Below are 21165 nucleotides of genomic sequence, written 5' to 3'. Positions count from 1 at the left end.
TAGAGTTGTTTTGAGATTTAAAGTATTAGTTCTATATGAGTTTTTGAAATGATTGAAAGAATATCTTTGAATTCGCTAAAATTTTTTTATTTTGTTGCCAAATATAATAGTATTACTAAAGCTTCAAAAAAATTATTTGTTACTCAAAGTGCTGTAAGTAAACAAATTTATAATATTGAAGAATCTTTAAATATTCAATTGTTCGTGCGACGCAATAAATCTTTAGTTATAACTCAAGAAGGAGAATTACTCTTTAAATGCTGCCAAAGAATTTTCATCCAATTGGATGAATGTCTAACAGAATTAAAAAATGATAAATTTGATAAAAAACAATTAGTTCTTTCTTGTGAACCCACAATTTCTATGAAATGGTTAATTCCCCGATTATCTAAGTTTAAAGATCTTGGACATGACTTTAATGTTGTCTTACTTACTGGTGGAGGTACAGTTGATTTTGAAAAAAACAATATTGATTTAGCTATCCGGAGAAATGATTTCAATTGGGGAGAACACATTTTTAGTGAAAAGATTTCCGATGAGTACATGGTGATGGTTCAAGCTTCTCATCAAGTACATACAAATGAATTATTAGTTTCTTTATCACGTCCAAATTTTTCGAAAAATTTAATTAGAATTACTGAATTTAAAGAGTTCCTACATCAATCGCCCCAAATTGAATTGGAACATTTTTATTTGTGTCTAGAAGGATGTTTAGCAGGATTAGGAGCTACTATTATTTCTATATATATGATTGAAAAAGAGTTAGAAAGAGGAGCACTTCAAAAATTAACTCCAATAATTAAAGATAATTCCTCTTATTATTTGCTGTCTCATACAAATATTACAGAAGATCCAAGAAAGATCATTTTTTTAGATTGGTTAAAAAATGAAATGAAAGAAACTCAAATTAACTATCTACATAGTGATACACAAATTTCCAAGATGATAGACTAAATATTTTTATTGAGCTAAATCTTAGTACTTTATATATTATAATAATATATAAATATTTAAAAAAAAAGGTTGAATGATGGGTAAATTTTTGATTTTAAGTACACTTTCTTTTTTATTTCTGACTGCTTGTAGTCAAAAGTCTTTTCAAACTAAAATAGTTGTAGGAACTATAGTTAGTGAACCAGAAGATGGTATAGAGAATACTATCAGTTCAGCATCCCCACTGCAGTGTGAAGACAAAGATAGATGTATTGAAGCAGTTTCATGTGAAGAATACCCAGATGCAGAGGTATGTTATTCAGCTCCTTCACATCGTGATTATCCAGCGGAAGAGCCTTACACAAAAGTTGAATGATTCTTATAATTTTTTAGAATATTGTATTAAAATTTTTAGCTATATCATTTTCGCATTTTTCAAAAAAATAAACTCATTTGATTCTTGCGAAAAATACAAAATCTTTAAATAAATCCTGTTAGTTACTTGCCTAAATTTAGAATATTTATTAAGCGCAAGTCTGTAATACATTAACAGGATTTATCAGGGATATGGCTAAAGAGAACTAAGAGATTTTGTCAATCTTATAAATTTTACCACTTAATGTACTTTGGAAAAACATTTCGAAGCTAGGTCGTATGTCTTCACCTTCAACTGTAATGTATTTTAAATTTGAAAAACATTGGGTATTGGCGAAATAGTTATCTACTGTTGCTTGGATGAGATATTTTATTCCAAACTGGTCTTTAACACTGATATTTTGTTTAAGCATTACGATATCCTAATAAAATTATGGTAGAAATAATGGATCTATCTAAGTATCCAATAGCTAATTGAGTTTTATTTAAATAACTCTATCATTTAATTTGAATAGTTGATTTATAGATGTATAGAAGGTACGTCCATCTAAATTTAAATCAACTTCAATTCCAGTAGAAAGCAGAACCCTTTTACCAACTTCAACTGTTTTGAAACCTTCACGTGTACTTTGTATTTTATTTAGAGGAATTAAAGACACAATAATTTCTGTACCATTTTTAGATTTTGCAATTAAATCACTTATTTTTAACAATTTACATCCTAATTTTAAACTTATCGACAATCTTAAAATTAATTTTAAGAGAAAATAAAAAGCACTATTTAGTGCTCTTATTTATTACTATCTATAATTACTTATACAGCAACAATATTTATAGCATTTGGGCCTTTTTGACCTTGTGCAATACTGAATTCAACAGGTTGCCCTTCAGCAAGCGTTTTGAAACCTGAGCTAGCGATTTCACTAAAATGAGCAAAGACATCTGGACCTGATTCTGGTTGAATAAAACCGAAACCTTTAGCTTCGTTAAACCACTTAACAGTCCCTTTAATGATATTTGAATTAGACATAATAAATCCTATTTTTTAAAAATTTTAGTCAGTTTATAGACTATGTGTAACATCGAAATAATAAAGAATGGAGCTTAAATCTGAAAAAAACGAAGGATTATGACTAATACTGCGGTACTTAGAGAAGATTTACCAAACATGATTTTTTCTAGTTATGTTCATTGTATACCTAAAATTAAATTAATCAAGTTTTCTTATATATATATTTATTTTATTTATAAAAATCAATTATAAATTCTAATTTACAAGAAAAATTAATCTAAAAACTCATTAATAAACTTGATCTTACATCTATTTTTTGATTTCGAGAAATAATTCATTTCATTTAATAACATTCCTAGATATAAATTTACGCAGAAAAATGTTATAATATAACAATTACAAAATGAGTTCTTTATGACAAATCAATATATTAATAGAAATTTCTATGTTTTAGTTTTGGTCTTATTTATATCAATTCTGACAACCAATGTAATTCATAATGATTTTTCTGATACTTTATTAACGGTAATAAACTGTTTTATAATTATAAAAATCTTACATGTGTTATCAATTCAAGTCTTAAAAAAAATTTTTGAAATATGTAATCCTTAATTCTTTAAGGTTATATAATTTCTACAATACTCTTTTCTAATTTCATCAGTATTCATAAATTGATAATCAAACTTTTCATATCTAATTCGGTGTAAATAATCATTCTTATTTTGTTTAATGTCAGCCAACAAAAAGTCATTGAACGATTGATTTCTTAATCTTGGGAATACACTAATTCTCATAATTATCTCCTTTAAAAAATTTAGCTTCAGTCCAAAAAACTTCTATACATTGGATCTTCTTCAATGAAGAAAATGTCATCTGTTCCAATTTGAGCCCATTGATAAGTACCAAAGATTCGGCTCAACTTTTGATTGAATGAATTATATACATTAATCAAGTTAGATCGCTCATCATATTCCCCTATGTATTGGACGATAGGATATTGATGAAACTCTTCAAACATTTTATGTACTGTAACTTTTTTCATGCTCATTTTATAACTCCTTATGAATCAAAGGGGTATAAACCCCTTTGATTACAAGATCATGCTTTTAAAAATATCATTTTGAGTTGGGAGCTTGCTGATGCTCTTTTGCATTATTATCTTGTTTAGGTTTAACACCAGCATTTTGCTGATCTTGATTACCTTGTTGCTGTTTTTGAGATTGATTACCTTTATCGCTATCAGGTTGCTTAGATGTTTGGTTATTTTGATCTGAACCTGGTTGATTTGTAGAATTAGACATAATAATTATCCTTTTTTTGTCATTAACATTAATGACAAGATCAGCATGTACCCTTATTTAAATAATAGATACAACTTATATGTATCGGCATATATTTAATTTTTTAAAACCCCCAACAATATTGTTTTATATGAAATTAATATTTTAATAATCACTTATATTAATATAAGATAAGTAGCTAAAAGAAAAATATACCAACAACCTTGTAATATTTAAATCTTTAGCCAAATAAAAAACCCCTTACACAAAAACATCAATAAACTCTAAACTATTAATTTTAAAATGAAAAATTTATTAAACTATTATTTCATAAGAATAAAAGATTATTCACATAAACGTTATTTTCAAGTTCATCGAAAAGTGCTATTGAATAGCTTAAGTTTAAAATTTACTCCCATTAAATACAGGCCGAAAATTTAGCCTATTTAAAAAATAGGCAAGTATGTAGTATTGAATTTACTGCATATAATTATGATTAGTTAAATATTTAGTACTGTTGACTGTTCAAGCTTTCGGTAATTTAGTTATATCCATTCATTAAGGATTTTATCCATGTGCTCAAACTATAAAATTCCAAAAAAAACAGCATTTGTTCAATTAGGAATAGAATTTAATGCATCGGATCATGATTTAAAGTCACACGTTTATCCGTTATACCCTGCTCCAATAATTATGAAAGAGTTTGATCTAGATTTTGGAAAATTTGGATTAATTCCCAAATGGGCTAAAGATACAAAGTTTGGGACACATACCTACAATGCAAGAACTGAAACTGTAGCTGAAAAGCCTAGCTTTCGACATGCATGGATTTATAGTAAGTTTTGCCTTGTGCCAGTGCAAGAATTCTATGAACCCAAGTACATCGACGGTAAAAGCCATTGGTACGGAATTAAACGTGAGGATGGCCAACCATTCACCGTTGCTGCAATCTATGATGATGCAGTAATCGATGGAAAAAGAATAAGATCATTTTCAATGCTTACAATCAATTCTGACAACCATCCTTTCATGAAGCAATTTCACGCACCAAATGATGAAAAAAGATCGATCATAGTCATACCACAAGAATATAGGAACGACTGGTTAAATGTGGACCGTGAAAACGCCCATGAATATTTCTTTGAAATGCGTGATGAATTTGTCACTTTCCCGCGAGACCATTCATCGGATGAGACAAAACAAAGTGATCTATTTTAGATCAAGTATGATTATCCACAGCTTTTAAATTTGAAATTTTAAAACATACAAACTAAACTCTTGAATATGTAACGTAATCAAGTGGTGTTTTTATGGATATTAAATTAGATGACAGCTCATCAAAAGCTAAGTTGTTAAAGCTAAATGATGCAAGTCTAGCCCACTTGAAAGACTCTAAAGTTATCAATATCAGAGCACATCCTTCTAAATCGCGATGTCTATCTGATATATCAAGAATATCGTCATTCCAATCAATCACAAAGTATTCTATTCCACTTGTTCTCAATAAAATTGCTGCAGGTTTTCCATCTCCTGCAGAGGACTATATAGACAAAACTGTCGATATGAATGATCTTCTGATCTCAAATAAAGAAGCAACTTTCATTGTCCAAGTTGAGTCTTTATCAATGAAAGATGTAGGGATTGAAGTTAACGACTACTTAATCGTTGATAGAAGTATCCGCTCACAGCATCAAGATATTGTTATCGCATTCATTGACAATGATTTCACTGTGAAAAGAATGATGATTACACAGCGAATGTCTCATGATGAATTGTTCGATATTTTTCATAATGAAAATGATCTTAGAAATCTTCCAGCAGTTTGGCTTAAGCCTGAAAATATAGAATACCAACCTATACTCCCACGAAATGAGCAAGAGCTTGTAATCTGGGGTGTTGTCACAAAAGTTATTAAGAACTTCAAATGAAACATGAAGAAAAGATATTTGCTCTTATTGATATCAATAATTGCTATGTATCGTGTGAACGTTTCTTTAACCCCAAGCTAAACAATGTTCCTGTCATAGTTTTATCAAATAACGATGGGTGTGCAGTTGCTCGAAGTAATGAAGCAAAAGCAATGGGAATTAAAATGGGTGTTCCATTATTCCAGATTAAAGATGTCGTTCAAAAAAATCATGTTCAAGTACTTTCAAGCAATTACGCAATATATGCTGAAATGTCGCGTCGATTTCACTCAATCTTAGCCGGGTACGTCGCACCACACGAACAAGAAATCTATTCAATTGATGAATGTTTTCTCGATCTCACAAGCTTTAAGAATAACTATGATCTTGTGGAGTATTGCCAGGGAATGCGCTCTCGCATTCAGGAATGGATTGGCTTACCAGTCTCAATTGGAATTGGCCGCAGTAAAACCGAGGCTAAAATCGGCAACCATATGGCTAAGAAAGGTAAACGCTTTAATGGAGTGTGTGATCTGGCAACTATGAACCCAAGGCACCGTGACTATTTTTGGTCACTGGTTGAGGTGGGCGAAGTTTGGGGCGTGGGCAGAAAGCAGAACAAGAAACTTAATGAAATGGGGATTAAAACTGTACTGGATTTATCTAATGCGAATCCACCCATAATGGGGAAAATGTTCACTGTCTGCATGCAAAGAACTGTACTTGAGCTTCAAGGCATCTCATGTATGCCAATCGATGATCAGCCAAAGCCTAAACAACAAATTGTGGCCAGTCGTTCTTTTGGTGTGAAAATTACAGAGCTACAAGATTTAAAAGAAGCAATGTCGAAGTATGTACAAGATGCAGTTGGGCGTTTGAGAAAAGAAAAACTTCTATGTGGTGTTATTACTGCTTTTGTTCAATCTAATCCTTTTGATGCATCTGTTCCATACTATAGCAAAGCACAGACTTATAAGTTCGCTGAGCCAACTGATTGCGTTTTAGATTTAGTTGAAGTTGCTTACTTACTATTGGAAAGAATTTATAAACCAGACATCAAATATAAGAAATGCGGTGTGTTTTATTCAGAGCTAATTCAAAAATCAAATCATATCCCCGACTTGCTTTCAGATTATGAACAACGAATACAGAATGAAAATTTGATGCAGGCCTATGAAGATATTCAAAATAAATTTGGCAAAGCTAAGATTTCTGTAGGTCCCTGCTATTTCAAAGATCGTAAGTGGTCAATGAGTCGAGATATGCTTTCCAAAAATTATTTCACTAGAAATGGATTAATTAAAGTTAAATAAATTTAAAGATATAATTTATACAGCAACAAAAAAGCCCTCACATTGAAGGGCTTTTTTTTTGAGAATCTGTTAACGAGTTACTCGATCCCAAGCATCTTTTACTGCATGCTTTGCTTCTTCCCATTTTAAACGAGACTCTCTTTTGGTTTTTTCCCATTGCAGCTTAAGATCTGCTTCAACTTCTTCAAACTTTGTTTCATAAGGGTAATTGCTTCTAGAAGTGTACCCTAGCTGATAAGCATCACGATAATCACGATCGTAATCTACATTATCATATAAGTTAATCGTGTCTTTATAATAAGGGCGAGTGTTGTAAGTTTCACGCCAATAAACATCTTCATCAGTTGGATTTACAGCTTCAGAAATGCTTTTTCCAGCTAATCCTCCAACAACTGCACCTACTACTCCACCGACTGCAGCACCTACAGGTCCGCCAACAGCTCCAATAGCTGCACCACTTACTGCACCGCCTGCGGCTCCAACACCTGTCCCAATTGGGTGTGCTCCTGGCTCGCCGGAAATTGGATCGGCATTCAATTGGTCACGTTGTTCTTTACTGAGATTCTTAACTACTTCGTTATCTATATTAGAATTTGACATATTTAATCCTCTATTTTGATAAAAGTTATTAATTCAATTAATCAATCAACGATAATCATCCTAGATTAAATATTTTTATTTAATATTACTATTTGTTATAGTTTCAAGAAGGGTTTGTACAAAATAAAATTAACTAAATTAAAATAAAATCAGCTCAAAACCCCAGCCCTATTGAGTATTTCCGTTTTAGAAATTTTCTAAATAAAAAACATTAAATTACAATAGAAAACATTAAAAAATCAAGATTAACAATTAAAGAATAATTTACTAAAAAACATCAACTTATATAAATAAATTTAAAATAAACATTAAAACAAAGAATAAATCAAAAAACAAACAGAATCTCAATAAATTTTTAAAATTATAATTAATTCACAAAAAATAAATGAATCAAACATGAAAATATTAATCAATTGAGAACAGAGTCACATTATTATTAATTTTATGTATTGATTCAAAAAATACATTTATAAATTAAATAAATCTATAAATATTACATTAATAACTCAACAAAACTTAAAGCTTAAAAATACTTACATCACTAATTTTTAAATGTCTTAGACTGATATTTCAACTTGAACAATAGATGAGCAAACATTATGAGTAACGTTAATGTAAACGATATTAAAGAACATGCTTCAGTAATTGCTTCATGTGGTACACAGATCGGTAAGGTCGATCATCTTGAGGGACAAGATTCAATTAAATTGACTCGAAGTGATGATGAACATAATGAACATCATCTGATTCCATTAAGTTGGGTGAGTGAAATTAAAGATGGAAACGTAATTTTGAATAAAAATTCAGAAGAAGCAAGAAATGAGTGGCAAACATTATAGCTTTTACCTAAAGTAATTTGCTATTTCAAGAATGCCAATCAATTTGATTGGCATTCCTGTCATCAAATGATCAATTTTCAAATCTGTCTTATCTATATAACTAAATTTAAAAAAGTTTAAATCATTGATGAACTAAACTCGTTTTGTCTTTATCAATATATTTATCATATTCATGTTGATACTTTTTAGCTAAGCTTAGTTTTTCATCATCTTTTAAAATTTTGCCAGATTGTTGGAAAAATTTATGCTCTTCTTCATCTAAATGATGATGTACAAGCTTACGTAGCTGATTTGCTATACGTAACCAACTCGGATTATTGAGTTCTTTTTCTGTAAGTTGCTCAAGTAACTCATCTATTTCGTGATGCTCAGACAGAGCATGCCTTGTAATATTCAAACCTGCATCTGTCATCATAAGAGGTATGTAAAAATACCTGTCTTCAGCCACAGCATGTGCAAATAATTCATTTTTCAACAATGAGAAATAATGCTTTCTTTCTTCTGAATTGCCAGTAGTTTCAATTAACTTATCAGATAATTCTCTTTGCTTTTCATGACTAAATTTTAAGACATCAAATATGCTGAGTTGCTTACTATGGCTCATACTTTCATCCTATCGAAAAATTTATTTAGTATTCAATCTTATAGGATAGACTAGTATTTATTATTGAATTCTTGTTTCAATATTATTTTAATTGTAATTACCCTTTATATTACACAATCTATGAAATTTAAAGATTCTTAGCATTTAACCCAACCATTTCGCTGCGTTTTTATCCAAAATAAAACAAGATATACTAAATTTGACCATTGGAGAGAATGGTCAATAACTAGAAATGATGTCCGGCATTGCCCACTCTAGAGTGGGTTTTTTTATGACAAAACTCATTTTTATATACATGATACGAAAGTTTTATTGTTGTTTTGGCGAAATTGTCATTACATTTAGAGCCTATACTTACTAGTTTTAAACACAATAGAGTACATTACTTTTTTTCAGAACATGCAATTTCTTTGAATTCCATAGGTAATACTGTTTCATTTTGCTCTTTCATGGTGATTAATTTACCGGATAAATCAAAAAAATAAAAAGTCCTTTGTGTTGTGTTTGGGATGCAGGATAGATTATGCTGTATAATCGACAAACGTACTAGAGAGTTACTATCGGCATTAAATGCTTTCTCGATTACAACTTTAACATTATCATGGTCAAGCTTTCTCTCACGAAAAGTTACAAACTGACTTCCATCCCCTGTTTCACCTCTCTCAATAAAATCAGGATTTCTTTCTGCATATTTTATTGAATTTATAAAACTCTCAGTATCGATACTAATATTATTTGCATAAACACTTGGATTAATTGCAAATAAAAGTATAAAAATTACTCGTTTCATCAGTCAAAGTTTACCCATGAAATATTTAAATAATATAACATTAAATATTTCTTCAATTTAATTATGGAACATAAATATTATCTAAAGTAAAAATAAGATTTGGCCCATTTTTCATCACAACAAATGTTAAAATAAAATCACTTCTACCCTCTTCTTTAGTGTATAAATCAATAAAAACCTGCCAACCATCCCCAAAATAAATGCAACTTGAGCTTTCCCATGTTTCATTTGGTAAGCTTACTAAAGAAACATCACAAGAATCCAGATTACTTAACATATCTTGCGCATGGTCCAATTCAATGTATTCCATATCTTCGATTTCATTAAGCTTTTCTAAATTTCTATTCTTGAAAATCTCAACAATATCAACGATTTTTTTACGCCAATCCTTTGGGATTTTTTCTGATCCATCTAAGAAATAGTTATTTTCCAATACGTTTTCCATTTAAACACCCTATTAAAATTTATTAAAAAACTATAAAACTCAAGAAATTTACCATGCTTGGTACCAAACATGGTCAAAGTATTATTTTCAATTTTTGTAATATTGAGTTAATACTGATTACCTTGGTTGGTGTCAAAATCCAACAACCGCAACTTTCTATTTAGCACCTTATTTAAATATTTTGGAATAAGCTCGAATATCGCAATTCCAATAGGAATAATAAAAAAACCAATAGGCGAAAATAAAATTGTAAAAACCAAAAGCACACCAAGGCCAAAAAAAAGAACTGCAAATAATTTTACAAAGAATTGAGTAATTCTTATTATTAACATTATCTTTTGTTTTTTGTTCATGTAGTTTATTTCACCTTAAATTTTATCAATAATATACCACTATCCTTGTATTAATTTCTCAAAATAAAGCCCTCAACTAAGAGCCTTATTCTTCGCATCATTCAAAACACTACATTCATTGTATTTTGCAACTGTATCAATGATCCATAATGTGATTTCGTTACCCTGCCCTGATTCCAATTTAAGGAGTTTAGGTCAAAGCAGCATTCAGTAATTGATATGAAAAATTATCTACAGTACCTTACAATTTGTATCATATTATTCTTACTTAAGATAAATCCCAAACTCGCCACTCATTCATTTTAAGTTCTTTTTCAACAGTTTCTTCTAAGTGTGAAAACCAATTATCGTTATTTTTAAAATCACCAGTTAGGCATCCTGAAGTAAACATATGGCAATTATTTGAAATTACAGAGTAGTTAATTGTCTGATTAATTTTAGATCTAGCTCTTTCTGCAGCTCTCTTTGATGCAACAGCTTTACCATTTCGACAAGAAACATAAATATTAGTGGCTAAGTTCATACCATCCAATCTATCTAAAAAAACTTTTGGGGATACTATTTCAATTCTTCCAGAACCATCGAGATGAACAATTTTATTGTATCCAACATAAATACCAGAATGCTCTATTTGATTCATTAACAAACCACAATGTACAACAGAACCGACTTTAGGCTTAACAATATCTTTAATGGCTGAATTAATTAGCCCATCAATCATTTTAATACCTGTAGTTTTTTTTTAGGTTTATCTGCATTAAGCCCTTTTTTTACTCGTTGTTGTCTCTGAATTTTTTTAAGTTTTTTATACCCATGTTCTGGTATGGTGGTAGGTATTAAAATATCTTTATTATCCCAAAGAAAGTCTAAAATCTTGTTCATTGTAATTGTCAAAGTGATAGTAATATATTTATATTAAATGAAAAATTAATTTAAAGCATCTCAATTACAACTTAAAATTCCCATATGAGGGCATTCTTTTTGTAATATTTTGCCACCTTATGAAAAACACGAATGCAATTAAAAACAATGGATTACAAAATTTAAGAACTTTAGCCACACTTACTACCAAACATGGCCAAAGTTATATTTTGCAAATAATGCTACTAGGCTTCCGTCACTTTGGTAGAAGTTACCCCACTTAAAACTGGCAACTTATACCGCGACTCAGCTGGTCTACTTGTCTTGCCATACCAGCGGAATTCCTGAAAATCTGACTCATTATATAGTGCATAACAAACCATATTTGACTGGTTGCCGCCTATACAAACCAGTTTACCAGTTTTGATATCTCGACCTGCTACAAAGCAAACATGACCGCCACCGCTACGAGTTTTAATCGCTACGCAACCATAAGCGGGTTTTGCTAATTTAGATCCATAGTTCACATAATCTAATGCGCGGTACCAGTGCTTTGGATATGCAATACCTGCAGTCTTCAGACACCAAGCCACAAAAGTACCACACCAAGGTGTTTCATCTTCTTGCCACCAAGCACCAAGCGATTTTAGCCATTTTAGGATTGTTGGGTTATGAGCTGTTTTGCTTGTGTTTTCTTTTAAGCCTAAATGCTTCTTGGCTTCAATCATCCAAGCTAAATCATTTGTAGTGGATACTGTTGCCGAGATCAGTGTATTGACACCTGTTAAATTCAACTGTGGTTCATGCAACTCAGGCTGTTTTTTCAAACGTGCCAATATCATAGCAACACCGACAAATGCACCAACGTATTCTTTCCATTGTTCGGGGATTGAGTTTTTAACTTCCTGTGGAATAACATTCCATAAAGTCAAAAAGTGCTCAGAGAATAAACTCAAAGCAAAAAAAATGGCGCTTAAAGCGCCGATCTGTACTGATTTGAGTTTATATGACTGTTTCCAGTTATCTATTAATTTCATTATCTACCTTCTTTTCAATTAGATTACTCACAAAATGAGTACCCATATAACCGATACCAGATGCCAGCCCGACAGCTACAATTTGCGGAATATGCATCCACTCTAAAAACGTCCAAACACCAACAGCAAAAAGACCACACATGATTGACTCTGCTAAATCTCCTTTGCCAGCCTTCTTTTTCGTTCGTAAATAAGCCATGACAAACCCCATAAAAAATGAAGTGATTGCAGTTCCAAAAGTAGTAATCAGCTCTTGAAACCATTTCCATAATTCCATGCCACCCCCTGAATTTAGGCATAAAAAAGCACCTCAATAGGTGCTTTCAATTCAAATAATATTGGTTTTCAACCAGCTGCTGATTTTTGACCAGATAACGCTGTTGCTCTATCTGGTCCTCTATTTGTAATACATCTTGACCTGGATCAAGATGTATTCTTTGCTTTAAGAATTCAGGGCATTCAACAACATTTAGAATGACACCTGTTTCAATACAATACACTGCAAAATATGCCATTATTTCCTCATCGTCATTGCGTGAATATAACGCTGTGATACATTCACATTGCCGCCAGAATCTGAGCGCAATTGAAGCTCAAACGTTCCCGCAATCAATGTGGAATCATGTCTTGAAATATTTAAGGTTCCTGCACTTCGAGCACTGCCTCTAATCTCAACATTGTGATTATGAATCCCGTCTAAACCCATTGATGCACTTCCCGACAAACTTAAATTATGGCTATGTGAACCCGTTGTGTTGGTCGATCCATTGTAACTATGGTTATGTGAAGAACCCGAAATTGTTCCAGCTGTTGAGTTTTGGGTATTACTATTGAATGAATGCGAATGGCTTCCTGAATCGGTCATTGAGCCACTAACATTGACGGTTATACTGTGATTATGTTGCCCACTGTTTTGAGTCGTTGTACCAACAGAAGCATAATCAATAAAATGCACTTCTAAATCTTCAAAGATGACAGATCCATTTTTGAGTACTCGACACAGTAAACGCTGACTCGATGTATAACCCACAAAGCTAAATACAGATCCAAAAGTTAAGATCGTATGGCCCATATCTGCTGGTACAGCCAAAGTTTGCACAGTGGTATAACTTGTACCAATGGTCAGATTCGCTTCAGCAAATGCCGAAACAGGAACAGTCACAGCATTGTCTTTGATCTTTAGCGTATCTACCGCAAGGTTTGCTATTTTCCCCTCTGTTACAGCTAAATTGTCAATTTTTGCAGTTGTCACAGCCAAAGAATCAATCTTGGCCGTCTTAACAGATAAATCAACAATATGAGATGTATTCACTGATTGGTAATCCATCATTGCAGCTTTTAGATAAGCTGAGACAGGGAAAACAGTTCCTGTAACAGGATCAGTAAATGGTGTAGTTCGAAATATAAAAGGGTAATAACCTGTGCTATTTCCACTACCAATAGCGAATGAATCAAAATTTAAAATAAATTGAGATTCAACACCATTATTTGCGCCACCCCACCCTGCAATTTTCCCATTCACATCAAGCTTGATAAATTTCTGCGCGTAAAGACCATTAACAGATTGTGTAACTTCTTGAACGGCAGCTTTATTACCATTCAATTCTGTTTGGACTGTATCCGTCCGAATGGCTTGCGCCATATCTGCTTCGATTCGTGCTGATTGTTCAGACCATACGCCAGCATACCCACCAGAATTACCAATCAAATCAAACTCAGAACCGATCAATGGCGGATTAATTTGCGCATACACGCCATTCAGCATGGTTGTATTTGCAATGACGCGATTATCAACTGCGGTCAAATCGGACTTAACCTGATTTAAAGCACCTGTACTTGCTTTGTCTTTAATCTCTAAATTTAAAGCATCAATTAACACCGCATTTGAATTTGATTGATCAACTGCAATTTCTGCCGAATTATGCACAGTTGCTAAAGCTTGATCATTCTCAACAATATAAGTATCAATCTTTTGTACAGTGGCCTTATCTCCCTCTATACGCGCTTGAACTTCTTGCTGTGCAAAAGCTTTAACATCATTAACTTGAGCAACAGTTGTATCAATGCGCTTACTTAAAACTAGATCACCTTCAATTATTGCGGATTGAAGCGACCAGGTTCCCGCGAAGCCTTGATCATTACCGATCAGATCAGAAGTGGACCCAATTAAAGGTGGGCTCAACTGAGCGTAAACACCATCAGTTTTTTCAGCAGTCAATTTCAGATTATCAGCAACAACTTTAATTTCTGATTGTGCAGCGGCTATTCCATCCTCACTTGATTTCTTAACCGTATCAACAACCTGAAGTACAGCCTTATCTCCATCAATAATTTGCTGAGATAAACCATCTTTGGCTTGTTGAATCGCGTACTGACGATCAATAATTTCCTGATTAATCTGATCCTTTGTATTCTGAATATCCTGTTTAATTGGTCCTATTTCTGCATCTACTGCTTCAATATGATCAATCTTGGTTTGCAGATCCTGATGAAGTTGCGTTTCAGTAATCTTGCCTTCCAAGATTTTCAAAATATCAGATGCATCCGCTGAAGTGGTTGCATTGGTCCAGCTTGACCAAGGGCCAATATTTCCAATTCGATCAATCAAACGCGCACGATAATATTGTTTTAGATTAGGCTGTAATCCTTGCAATGTATGCGTACTAGTCGGATAAGCAAATAATCCCAATTGAGCAATATTACTTACACCATCGGGTGAAACCTGAATCTCTGTATAAGCCGTATCCAGTGCACCAATTGCAGGAAAACCCCATTCAAGTTTGATACCAAATAATATTCCCGTTACATTAATAAAAGCCAATGCTGGTGGAGTTCCTTGTTTACCTTTTAACTCAGTTAAAATTGAATAAGTAGGTAAAGAAGCCACATCAAACGCATTAATCGGGGTGACTTTGGCTTGGTAATTTCCTGAATAAATCCCTTGAACTTCAACAGAATTATTGCCTGTAATTGGCATCTTGATCCAAGAGCCATCATCTTTGCGCCACTCTACCAAGTACTTCACAGCACTGGTTGCTTGTGGCCAAGAGATTAACATCGTGGCAACCGTCAATCCTTGTTGCACCATTTCATCTGAAGAAACCGAAACTGATTCAACAGGTGATTGTAGATTTGGATTAATGATTGAGATCGGACGATCATCAATAAATGTGCCTTGGTCAATCGCATCAAATTTTGCAGGATTATATTGCAAGCCAGTTATTGTGAATTGATGTGTATCATCACGGCTGATTGATACCACTCTAAACTTCATTGTTGCCAAGTCTTGAGCATCCACAATCCACACGTTCTGCGCTGCTACAGAATCGAATGCAGACACAACGGTAATTACTCTGCCACTTTTTGATTGAACTATGCGCGCCTGTGCTTTGCCATCCTCTCCATTCACCACCAAGCGATCACCAGCGCGACATACAACATCATCACGATCCACAGTAATGCTTTTTAAATCAGTACTCACTGAAGAAATACGTCCACCATTGGCACGACCTGCAAAGATTGGATCAGCAATTTCAATCACTTTGCCTGGGCGAGGAATAAACCCATCTAGACCGACTTTAAAAGTCACAGTTCGAGTTTCAAATTGTTCAGTTTTTAATGCCCAATTTCCTGCGCGCTGCGCTTGCCCCACTGAAGTACAACCATAGGCAGAAATATCTAAGATGCGAATGCCATACTTTGCAATGGCTGCCTCATCACGCACAATTTCATATTCAGTTTTATAACGATTTTCTGGATTGTCATAAGCCACTTTCGCAATGGTATGTCGATCACGTGCACGTGTGCCTGAATATTCAAATCGACCATCTATCACATTGGCACTGGTGAAAGTGTATAGCGTGTCTTGTGGAATATCGGCATCACAGACAATCGCTTGACCATCCCAGTAAATATAGGCTCTGAAAGCCCCCGCCATTTTGGACAATACAGGCCAGGCATCATCCTGAGATTGCTCATAAACATTTAAAGTAAACCGTGGTTCTTGACCGCCCTTGCCATCCGGTACAAGTTGATCACAATACTGGCCTAAACGATAAATTGACCATTTATCAATCATGGATGAATTGATGCGATTACCTAACGCATAGCGCTTTGTGATACAAGCATCATAAAAATGCCATGCTGGATTATTGCTATATGCTCGTTTAAAGCTACCATCCCATAGCCCTGTATATACTCGTGTATGAGAGTTATAGTTGCTTGGTAATAGTATTTCTACACCTTCGCATTCAACTGCCATTTTTGCGACATTTGAAAATGTTTGTGCATCATAACGAAGCCCAAGCAATGCTGTATTTGGATAGCGTAGTTTTGCATCAATCACTTCAGTGACTGCCTGCACATACATTTTATCGCTAATAAATTCTGAGCTTGTGTTTGGTGTTAAACGTCGAATACGCACTTGCCAACCTGAATCTGCCTTTGGCAATTCAATGCGATGAGAACGTTCATAGTTCGCAGAGGTTTTATCAGAAATTTGAGTATTTAAGACTTCAGACCACGTACCACCATCAGTCTGTACATCAACTGCATAACGGATGGTATATCCATTCAAATCACCATTACTCTCATTCTGTTGGCGTAATGGCCCCCAACGTAAGCGCAAACGAACCGCATCAAGTTCTGTATTATTAAATGCTTTGACCCATGGCGTTTCAGACTTTAACTCAACTCCAATGGCTGTTTCAGATGAAATGTCTGGAAATCCCTCAATATAGGTTTGATCATTTGTACCCTCGCGAGTATCTACACTGACATTTTCAAAATTCCAGTTGCCATTAAAATCTTGCAAAGGGGTATCATCTAAAAAAATTGATTTGTACCCGTTGGCCAAACCTTTAATTGGACCCTCAGACAAACCATAAAGAATTTTTATAAAAGTTTTAGATTGTGCTGAGTCAAGATCAATCACTGGCTGACGTGGCTGTTGTGCCCCAGCTTTTGCGCCCTTAATTGGTGTATTCATAAATTCCTCAAGCATAAAAAAAAGGCGCTTTATGCGCCAGGACTCAACCTTATCTACATCATATCTTCAGGATATTGCCCTGCCGACACGATGAATCCACCAATTTCTCGTTTACCACGCAATACAGGAACAGGATTACCCTGGGCAATGGTGGTTACCGCTCCACCAAAGCCAAAATTGGCACGATTACCGTCTTGGTTTTGATTAGTATTCGGATCAACTTTAGGTACGAGCATTTGTGCGATACCACCCATCACCATGCCTGCACCAGCACCGATCAAAGCAACCCCCATGTTTGATGTTGCCCCACCTGTCCAGAAGCCAGCAACAATCAATACAACACCAAGAACCAGCTGCAATACTCCGTTATCACCACCTGCACCCAGAACCCGTGGCACAATCTTGATTTCACTTGTATCTGTAAGCATATCTATTTCAGACACACCAATATTGTTGCCTGTAATAGTTCTGCCCTTTAAAGCATCAAAACATGCTACTTTTTTCTTGCCACGCTGTTTGGATTTTGAATCAGTAAAAATAGCAAAAGCCAAACCACGTTCATGTGCACTCAGCAAGTAATTTTCAAATCCATCAATCTGAGCGGATAAAGCCCGAATCGCTTCACGTGGACTCGCAACATCGAGCTCAAATTGATAACCAAACTTTTGACCAAGCACACCGTATAATTTAATTGTTTTTAACATCTCGATGCCTCACAGTGATAGCAACACGTTCTTGCCATTGTTGACCAAACACTTCACGTACAGACTTTCGATTGTATGGGTGATGCAAAATCAGCGAAGATCCCACACAAGGCTCAGTTTGTTCTGATTTCAATGCACCATTATCGCCAAGCCAAATCACTGCATGATTGACATGTTCAGTGCGACCTACCCGACATAACATGACATCACCATATTGCAAATCTTTCACTTCACTAAAACCTGCTTTACTGAAGTTATCCAAATACAATGAAGCATTTTCAGCAGATTCCCACCAACGATCTAGGCGCTCAAAATCAGGCAATCTAATGTCGTATTCACGTTGATAGAAATCACGAACCAGTGAATAACAATCTTGCCAACCATGCTGATAATTACGCCCAACTAAAGGTGCTTGATAACCACATGGCTCATAGACTTGAAATTCAATATCGGGATAAGCACATATGACCCAAGGCTTTTTATGCAATTCAATTTGGATTAAATCCAGCTCAGATGCTTTTGCTGAAGCATTCGGATGTGAATGCACATAGGCTTGGATTTCCCCCATATCTTCAGCGTGTGCAAGATCTACAGGATCAATTTCAAACTGGTCCTGAAAATTAGAGATATTCTGACATCGAATATATTCCTTATTCACAATCACACCACAACATTCACCCGGGAACATTTCGGCAGCATGTAAATGAATTGCTTTTTTGAGCTTTGTTGATAATTTCATAAATCACCCAATAAGATTGGCGGCTGGTTGACCGCCAAAACTGCCTTCATTTTTTCGGACCTTGCAGGAACTTAAACGCCCACCACATTTATCCAGGGCTGGATTGTCTGTAGGTTCGTTTTTTTCAGTGAACATTGCTGCACCTGTATAACCACATTCTTCACCACGATAATCACCCATCATGCACCAATGGCATTGGCTACTGACTTGCCGTATTGGGATACGCTGACCTTCAAAGTCGATTGGATTCGACAGTTCAAAAGTCACTTGCTCCATGTTTTCTGAGGTTTTTTGTTCGATAAACCAAAGCTGATTTTCAGCTTCATTCGATGCTGTTGGATTACCCTGACTGAAATTTTCAGCATCAAGATATTTAGCCAATGTGGAAATTACGGTAAGTCTTGCACCTGCAAAATCATTGAACTGTAAACAATAAGCCGATACCGCATTTTGTAATCCATCTATATTGTTAGCCATTGATAATGTTGGGCTTGATGCTCGACCTGTGGAGTTCATTTCCATGCCATCAGCTTGAATTGCCATAGCTGAAAAGGTTTTGCCTTGCCAAATAATATTGCGCTGCCAAACTTTATCTGTACCAACATCAAATACCTTACCTATCAAACCAGTATCAGACCCAATGAGTCCATCTGATCCAATCGATGAGTAAATTTTTTCCCAATCTTGAAAAGCGATATGACCATGGAAACGTAAAATGCCAGCACCTAAAGCACTGGCATCTAATTCAAATAATGTAATTAACCCATCAACATAGAGTTTTTGATAATCACTGTTGAGGCTCATAAGTCACCTCGTCATAGATTTGTTTCCCATCCTCATCGAGTACAGGCACATTATCAAAGATCGGCTGATCTTCACTATCTATCGCTTGCACCCATTCAAAAACAGGCTCGCCTTTATCATTGATAACGGGTTGATTGCTCAAGATTGGCGTACCATTTTTATCTGTTTGAATATGGGTAACTGACTTTTGATATTTTTGCCCATCCACAATGACTAGATTTCCAACATCATCAAATAGATCTTCATATTTAGCGATGTATGTGAGTTGTGGCGCATATTTTACTTGTTGGACCATTCGAGGCTGTTTTTCAGTGCGAGGTACTTTTCTAACAATTGGCTTAGCGACTGAGTGAAGTCGCACATCAATCCATCGAGGATCTCCATTGGCATTGTTTGGAATATCAACTGGTGCATCCAAATTTGCAACAATATCACCCTCATCATTAAGCTTTTTCTTGAATGTCTTAATTTCAAGATCACCATTTTCTAATGTTTGATATTCAACTGCGCAAATACGATTGCCATTGCTATCAGTTGGTACTTCAATCCACCAACCTTCTTTTGCAAACCCTTCAGTATTTTTTATTAAGTAATGGCCAAAACCCACTTTTTCAAATATTGGATTTTGTTCAGAAGCCTCCTCATTTGATTCAATTTTATTGGCAAATAATTGAATAACTGGGGATGCTCCTTTTAAAAAACCATTGCTATCTTTAATCACATTTCCAGTATGATAAAATAAACGATGCCCTTCTGGTGCCCATCCATTATTCGCATCCCATGTTCTAAAACCAACTTGGTTTGTTTGGTTAAGGCCAAATAAGATTTGTGATAAAGCTGAATTATCAACCCATGGAATATTAATTCCCATTCTGTAAGATTGGACATTAGACGTATCACTTGGATCTACCTCTCCAATTGCAAAAAAACGTCCTGTAAAATCCTTTTTGTTGCTATTTTCAAAGCCTGTTACTTTTGCACCAACCCCAAAAGCCCCTACCTCCATTACATTGCCTGCATTCACTCCGACATATCGACTTGCAGCATGGGTACTATTGGTGAAGTTTTCATTTACTTTTGTGCCAGTTGAGCGAAAGGTATCACCACCTGCACCACTTGGCGCGGTTCCTAAATTAATGTATTGATAAGTCATATTTTTCTCGCAATAAAAAACCGCCTTTCGGCGGCTTATATTTGTTGAATTTAAGGGTAAAAAACTTGGGTGAAGGTGGTGGAGATAGTCCAGATCATTCCACCTACTTGACTAGGTGAATAGCTTGTATCTGTTTTGACGCGTACTTCACCATCCAATGGCGAATTCCATAGAAATGAATCAGCCCCTTTATGTCGATCAAAAAAAGCATTGATTTGAAGAATCTCTTCCTTGGTAGATGTAAATTTGTAAGGCCATTCCCCCTTTTTATTGTTGATGCCTACTGAGATATTTTGTTCGTAGCCATCACCAAATTTTGAAGTCAAAATATTGAAGTTTTGTTTGCCTGAGTTTCCATCTAGATCACATGGATATGTAAATTTTTCATTGCTCATAAATTGCGTCCAATAAAAAACCCACTCAGGTGAG

The 21165-nt window shown here is 34.5% G+C and carries 27 protein-coding genes; 6 read left to right on the top strand and 21 right to left on the bottom strand.

The features are described 5' to 3' along the window. Window positions 1–48 precede the first annotated feature (48 nt). Both F981_RS07505 and F981_RS07500 read left to right on the top strand, forming a co-directional pair. Window positions 49–954: a LysR family transcriptional regulator gene (locus F981_RS07505; RefSeq protein WP_004720153.1), complete on the top strand. Its 906-nt coding sequence runs from the start codon at window positions 49–51 to the stop codon at window positions 952–954. A 76-nt stretch (window positions 955–1030) separates the two neighbouring features. Continuing rightward, a complete protein-coding gene (locus F981_RS07500; protein ID WP_004720151.1) occupies window positions 1031–1309 on the top strand; it encodes a hypothetical protein in 279 nt (92 codons plus the stop codon). 205 nt (window positions 1310–1514) lie between these two features. Here F981_RS07500 and F981_RS07495 read toward each other — a convergent pair whose 3' ends face one another. The 5 genes from F981_RS07495 to F981_RS07470 all read right to left on the bottom strand — a co-directional run bounded on the left by F981_RS07495 (window position 1515) and on the right by F981_RS07470 (window position 3621). Continuing rightward, window positions 1515–1721, bottom strand: a complete 207-nt coding sequence (locus tag F981_RS07495; RefSeq protein ID WP_004720149.1) for a hypothetical protein — start codon at window positions 1719–1721, stop codon at window positions 1515–1517. A 72-nt stretch (window positions 1722–1793) separates the two neighbouring features. Continuing rightward, window positions 1794–2021, bottom strand: coding sequence for a hypothetical protein (locus F981_RS07490; protein ID WP_004720147.1), 228 nt, complete (start codon window positions 2019–2021; stop codon window positions 1794–1796). Window positions 2022–2122: 101 nt separating this feature from the next. Further along, window positions 2123–2338 (bottom strand): cold-shock protein, encoded by a 216-nt coding sequence (locus F981_RS07485; RefSeq protein ID WP_004720143.1) that lies wholly within the window; start codon window positions 2336–2338, stop codon window positions 2123–2125. Between the two features lie 802 nt (window positions 2339–3140). Beyond that, window positions 3141–3368, bottom strand: coding sequence for a hypothetical protein (locus tag F981_RS07475; protein ID WP_004720139.1), 228 nt, complete (start codon window positions 3366–3368; stop codon window positions 3141–3143). A 67-nt stretch (window positions 3369–3435) separates the two neighbouring features. Further along, window positions 3436–3621 (bottom strand): hypothetical protein, encoded by a 186-nt coding sequence (locus F981_RS07470; protein WP_004720137.1) that lies wholly within the window; start codon window positions 3619–3621, stop codon window positions 3436–3438. Window positions 3622–4173: 552 nt separating this feature from the next. On the opposite strand from F981_RS07470, the gene F981_RS07465 reads away from it, so the two are divergent. The 3 genes from F981_RS07465 to F981_RS07455 all read left to right on the top strand — a co-directional run bounded on the left by F981_RS07465 (window position 4174) and on the right by F981_RS07455 (window position 6820). Next, window positions 4174–4818: an SOS response-associated peptidase gene (locus tag F981_RS07465; RefSeq protein WP_004720135.1), complete on the top strand. Its 645-nt coding sequence runs from the start codon at window positions 4174–4176 to the stop codon at window positions 4816–4818. Between the two features lie 92 nt (window positions 4819–4910). Beyond that, complete coding sequence (locus F981_RS07460) at window positions 4911–5528, top strand: LexA family protein (RefSeq protein ID WP_004720133.1); 618 nt, start codon at window positions 4911–4913, stop codon at window positions 5526–5528. Next, complete coding sequence (locus F981_RS07455; protein WP_004720131.1) at window positions 5525–6820, top strand: Y-family DNA polymerase; 1296 nt, start codon at window positions 5525–5527, stop codon at window positions 6818–6820. The genes F981_RS07460 and F981_RS07455 overlap by 4 nt, the downstream gene beginning before the upstream one ends. A gap of 69 nt (window positions 6821–6889) precedes the next feature. Here F981_RS07455 and F981_RS07450 read toward each other — a convergent pair whose 3' ends face one another. Continuing rightward, the gene (locus F981_RS07450) at window positions 6890–7420 is read right to left on the bottom strand and encodes a hypothetical protein (protein WP_004720129.1); all 531 of its coding nucleotides are present in this window, start codon (window positions 7418–7420) and stop codon (window positions 6890–6892) included. A 599-nt stretch (window positions 7421–8019) separates the two neighbouring features. Here F981_RS07450 and F981_RS07445 point away from each other — a divergent pair. After that, window positions 8020–8259 (top strand): DUF2171 domain-containing protein, encoded by a 240-nt coding sequence (locus tag F981_RS07445; RefSeq protein ID WP_004720127.1) that lies wholly within the window; start codon window positions 8020–8022, stop codon window positions 8257–8259. A gap of 121 nt (window positions 8260–8380) precedes the next feature. Here F981_RS07445 and F981_RS07440 read toward each other — a convergent pair whose 3' ends face one another. From F981_RS07440 to F981_RS07375, 15 genes are all read right to left on the bottom strand, one after another. Next, window positions 8381–8863 (bottom strand): hemerythrin domain-containing protein, encoded by a 483-nt coding sequence (locus tag F981_RS07440; RefSeq protein WP_004720125.1) that lies wholly within the window; start codon window positions 8861–8863, stop codon window positions 8381–8383. A 382-nt stretch (window positions 8864–9245) separates the two neighbouring features. After that, complete coding sequence (locus tag F981_RS07435; RefSeq protein ID WP_004720123.1) at window positions 9246–9653, bottom strand: hypothetical protein; 408 nt, start codon at window positions 9651–9653, stop codon at window positions 9246–9248. A gap of 61 nt (window positions 9654–9714) precedes the next feature. After that, complete coding sequence (locus F981_RS07430) at window positions 9715–10098, bottom strand: DUF7668 domain-containing protein (RefSeq protein ID WP_004720121.1); 384 nt, start codon at window positions 10096–10098, stop codon at window positions 9715–9717. Window positions 10099–10205: 107 nt separating this feature from the next. Beyond that, window positions 10206–10451, bottom strand: a complete 246-nt coding sequence (locus tag F981_RS07425) for a hypothetical protein (RefSeq protein ID WP_035372280.1) — start codon at window positions 10449–10451, stop codon at window positions 10206–10208. A gap of 268 nt (window positions 10452–10719) precedes the next feature. After that, window positions 10720–11172: a lecithin retinol acyltransferase family protein gene (locus F981_RS07420; RefSeq protein ID WP_004720118.1), complete on the bottom strand. Its 453-nt coding sequence runs from the start codon at window positions 11170–11172 to the stop codon at window positions 10720–10722. Next, window positions 11169–11333, bottom strand: a complete 165-nt coding sequence (locus F981_RS23710) for a hypothetical protein (protein ID WP_155767769.1) — start codon at window positions 11331–11333, stop codon at window positions 11169–11171. The genes F981_RS07420 and F981_RS23710 overlap by 4 nt, the downstream gene beginning before the upstream one ends. Window positions 11334–11557: 224 nt before the next feature. Next, window positions 11558–12349, bottom strand: coding sequence for an NlpC/P60 family protein (locus tag F981_RS07415; protein WP_004720117.1), 792 nt, complete (start codon window positions 12347–12349; stop codon window positions 11558–11560). Beyond that, the gene (locus tag F981_RS07410) at window positions 12333–12626 is read right to left on the bottom strand and encodes a phage holin family protein (RefSeq protein ID WP_004720116.1); all 294 of its coding nucleotides are present in this window, start codon (window positions 12624–12626) and stop codon (window positions 12333–12335) included. Before F981_RS07410 ends, F981_RS07415 begins: the two co-directional genes overlap by 17 nt. 46 nt (window positions 12627–12672) lie before the next feature. Further along, a complete protein-coding gene (locus tag F981_RS07405) occupies window positions 12673–12864 on the bottom strand; it encodes a hypothetical protein (protein ID WP_004720115.1) in 192 nt (63 codons plus the stop codon). Continuing rightward, a complete protein-coding gene (gene gpJ / locus F981_RS07400; RefSeq protein ID WP_004720114.1) occupies window positions 12864–17336 on the bottom strand; it encodes a TipJ family phage tail tip protein in 4473 nt (1490 codons plus the stop codon). The genes F981_RS07405 and gpJ overlap by 1 nt, the downstream gene beginning before the upstream one ends. A 53-nt stretch (window positions 17337–17389) precedes the next feature. Next, window positions 17390–18040 (bottom strand): tail assembly protein, encoded by a 651-nt coding sequence (locus F981_RS07395; RefSeq protein ID WP_004720113.1) that lies wholly within the window; start codon window positions 18038–18040, stop codon window positions 17390–17392. Beyond that, the gene (locus F981_RS07390; protein ID WP_004720111.1) at window positions 18024–18779 is read right to left on the bottom strand and encodes a C40 family peptidase; all 756 of its coding nucleotides are present in this window, start codon (window positions 18777–18779) and stop codon (window positions 18024–18026) included. The genes F981_RS07395 and F981_RS07390 overlap by 17 nt, the downstream gene beginning before the upstream one ends. A gap of 3 nt (window positions 18780–18782) precedes the next feature. Next, the gene (locus F981_RS07385) at window positions 18783–19583 is read right to left on the bottom strand and encodes a phage minor tail protein L (RefSeq protein ID WP_004720109.1); all 801 of its coding nucleotides are present in this window, start codon (window positions 19581–19583) and stop codon (window positions 18783–18785) included. Next, window positions 19567–20736, bottom strand: coding sequence for a phage tail fiber protein (locus F981_RS07380; RefSeq protein ID WP_004720107.1), 1170 nt, complete (start codon window positions 20734–20736; stop codon window positions 19567–19569). Before F981_RS07380 ends, F981_RS07385 begins: the two co-directional genes overlap by 17 nt. A 50-nt stretch (window positions 20737–20786) precedes the next feature. Next, complete coding sequence (locus tag F981_RS07375) at window positions 20787–21131, bottom strand: phage tail protein (protein WP_004720106.1); 345 nt, start codon at window positions 21129–21131, stop codon at window positions 20787–20789. Between the last annotated feature and the right edge of the window lie 34 nt (window positions 21132–21165).

It is taken from the genome of Acinetobacter guillouiae CIP 63.46, assembly GCF_000368145.1.
In the GTDB taxonomy this organism is placed as follows: Bacteria; Pseudomonadota; Gammaproteobacteria; order Pseudomonadales; family Moraxellaceae; genus Acinetobacter; species Acinetobacter guillouiae.
Note: the sequence above shows the minus strand (reverse complement) of the source record. Positions and strands in the feature narration are given on the sequence as shown.

Coding starts and splice junctions, on each gene's coding strand:
- F981_RS07505 (WP_004720153.1), top strand. CDS start 49: ATGATTGAAAGAATATCTTTGAATTCGCTAAAATTTTTTTATTTTGTT.
- F981_RS07500 (WP_004720151.1), top strand. CDS start 1,031: ATGGGTAAATTTTTGATTTTAAGTACACTTTCTTTTTTATTTCTGACT.
- F981_RS07495 (WP_004720149.1), bottom strand. CDS start 1,721: ATGCTTAAACAAAATATCAGTGTTAAAGACCAGTTTGGAATAAAATAT.
- F981_RS07485 (WP_004720143.1), bottom strand. CDS start 2,338: ATGTCTAATTCAAATATCATTAAAGGGACTGTTAAGTGGTTTAACGAA.
- F981_RS07475 (WP_004720139.1), bottom strand. CDS start 3,368: ATGAGCATGAAAAAAGTTACAGTACATAAAATGTTTGAAGAGTTTCAT.
- F981_RS07470 (WP_004720137.1), bottom strand. CDS start 3,621: ATGTCTAATTCTACAAATCAACCAGGTTCAGATCAAAATAACCAAACA.
- F981_RS07465 (WP_004720135.1), top strand. CDS start 4,174: ATGTGCTCAAACTATAAAATTCCAAAAAAAACAGCATTTGTTCAATTA.
- F981_RS07460 (WP_004720133.1), top strand. CDS start 4,911: ATGGATATTAAATTAGATGACAGCTCATCAAAAGCTAAGTTGTTAAAG.
- F981_RS07455 (WP_004720131.1), top strand. CDS start 5,525: ATGAAACATGAAGAAAAGATATTTGCTCTTATTGATATCAATAATTGC.
- F981_RS07450 (WP_004720129.1), bottom strand. CDS start 7,420: ATGTCAAATTCTAATATAGATAACGAAGTAGTTAAGAATCTCAGTAAA.
- F981_RS07445 (WP_004720127.1), top strand. CDS start 8,020: ATGAGTAACGTTAATGTAAACGATATTAAAGAACATGCTTCAGTAATT.
- F981_RS07440 (WP_004720125.1), bottom strand. CDS start 8,863: ATGAGCCATAGTAAGCAACTCAGCATATTTGATGTCTTAAAATTTAGT.
- F981_RS07435 (WP_004720123.1), bottom strand. CDS start 9,653: ATGAAACGAGTAATTTTTATACTTTTATTTGCAATTAATCCAAGTGTT.
- F981_RS07430 (WP_004720121.1), bottom strand. CDS start 10,098: ATGGAAAACGTATTGGAAAATAACTATTTCTTAGATGGATCAGAAAAA.
- F981_RS07425 (WP_035372280.1), bottom strand. CDS start 10,451: ATGAACAAAAAACAAAAGATAATGTTAATAATAAGAATTACTCAATTC.
- F981_RS07420 (WP_004720118.1), bottom strand. CDS start 11,172: ATGATTGATGGGCTAATTAATTCAGCCATTAAAGATATTGTTAAGCCT.
- F981_RS23710 (WP_155767769.1), bottom strand. CDS start 11,333: ATGAACAAGATTTTAGACTTTCTTTGGGATAATAAAGATATTTTAATA.
- F981_RS07415 (WP_004720117.1), bottom strand. CDS start 12,349: ATGAAATTAATAGATAACTGGAAACAGTCATATAAACTCAAATCAGTA.
- F981_RS07410 (WP_004720116.1), bottom strand. CDS start 12,626: ATGGAATTATGGAAATGGTTTCAAGAGCTGATTACTACTTTTGGAACT.
- F981_RS07405 (WP_004720115.1), bottom strand. CDS start 12,864: ATGGCATATTTTGCAGTGTATTGTATTGAAACAGGTGTCATTCTAAAT.
- gpJ (WP_004720114.1), bottom strand. CDS start 17,336: ATGAATACACCAATTAAGGGCGCAAAAGCTGGGGCACAACAGCCACGT.
- F981_RS07395 (WP_004720113.1), bottom strand. CDS start 18,040: ATGTTAAAAACAATTAAATTATACGGTGTGCTTGGTCAAAAGTTTGGT.
- F981_RS07390 (WP_004720111.1), bottom strand. CDS start 18,779: ATGAAATTATCAACAAAGCTCAAAAAAGCAATTCATTTACATGCTGCC.
- F981_RS07385 (WP_004720109.1), bottom strand. CDS start 19,583: ATGAGCCTCAACAGTGATTATCAAAAACTCTATGTTGATGGGTTAATT.
- F981_RS07380 (WP_004720107.1), bottom strand. CDS start 20,736: ATGACTTATCAATACATTAATTTAGGAACCGCGCCAAGTGGTGCAGGT.
- F981_RS07375 (WP_004720106.1), bottom strand. CDS start 21,131: ATGAGCAATGAAAAATTTACATATCCATGTGATCTAGATGGAAACTCA.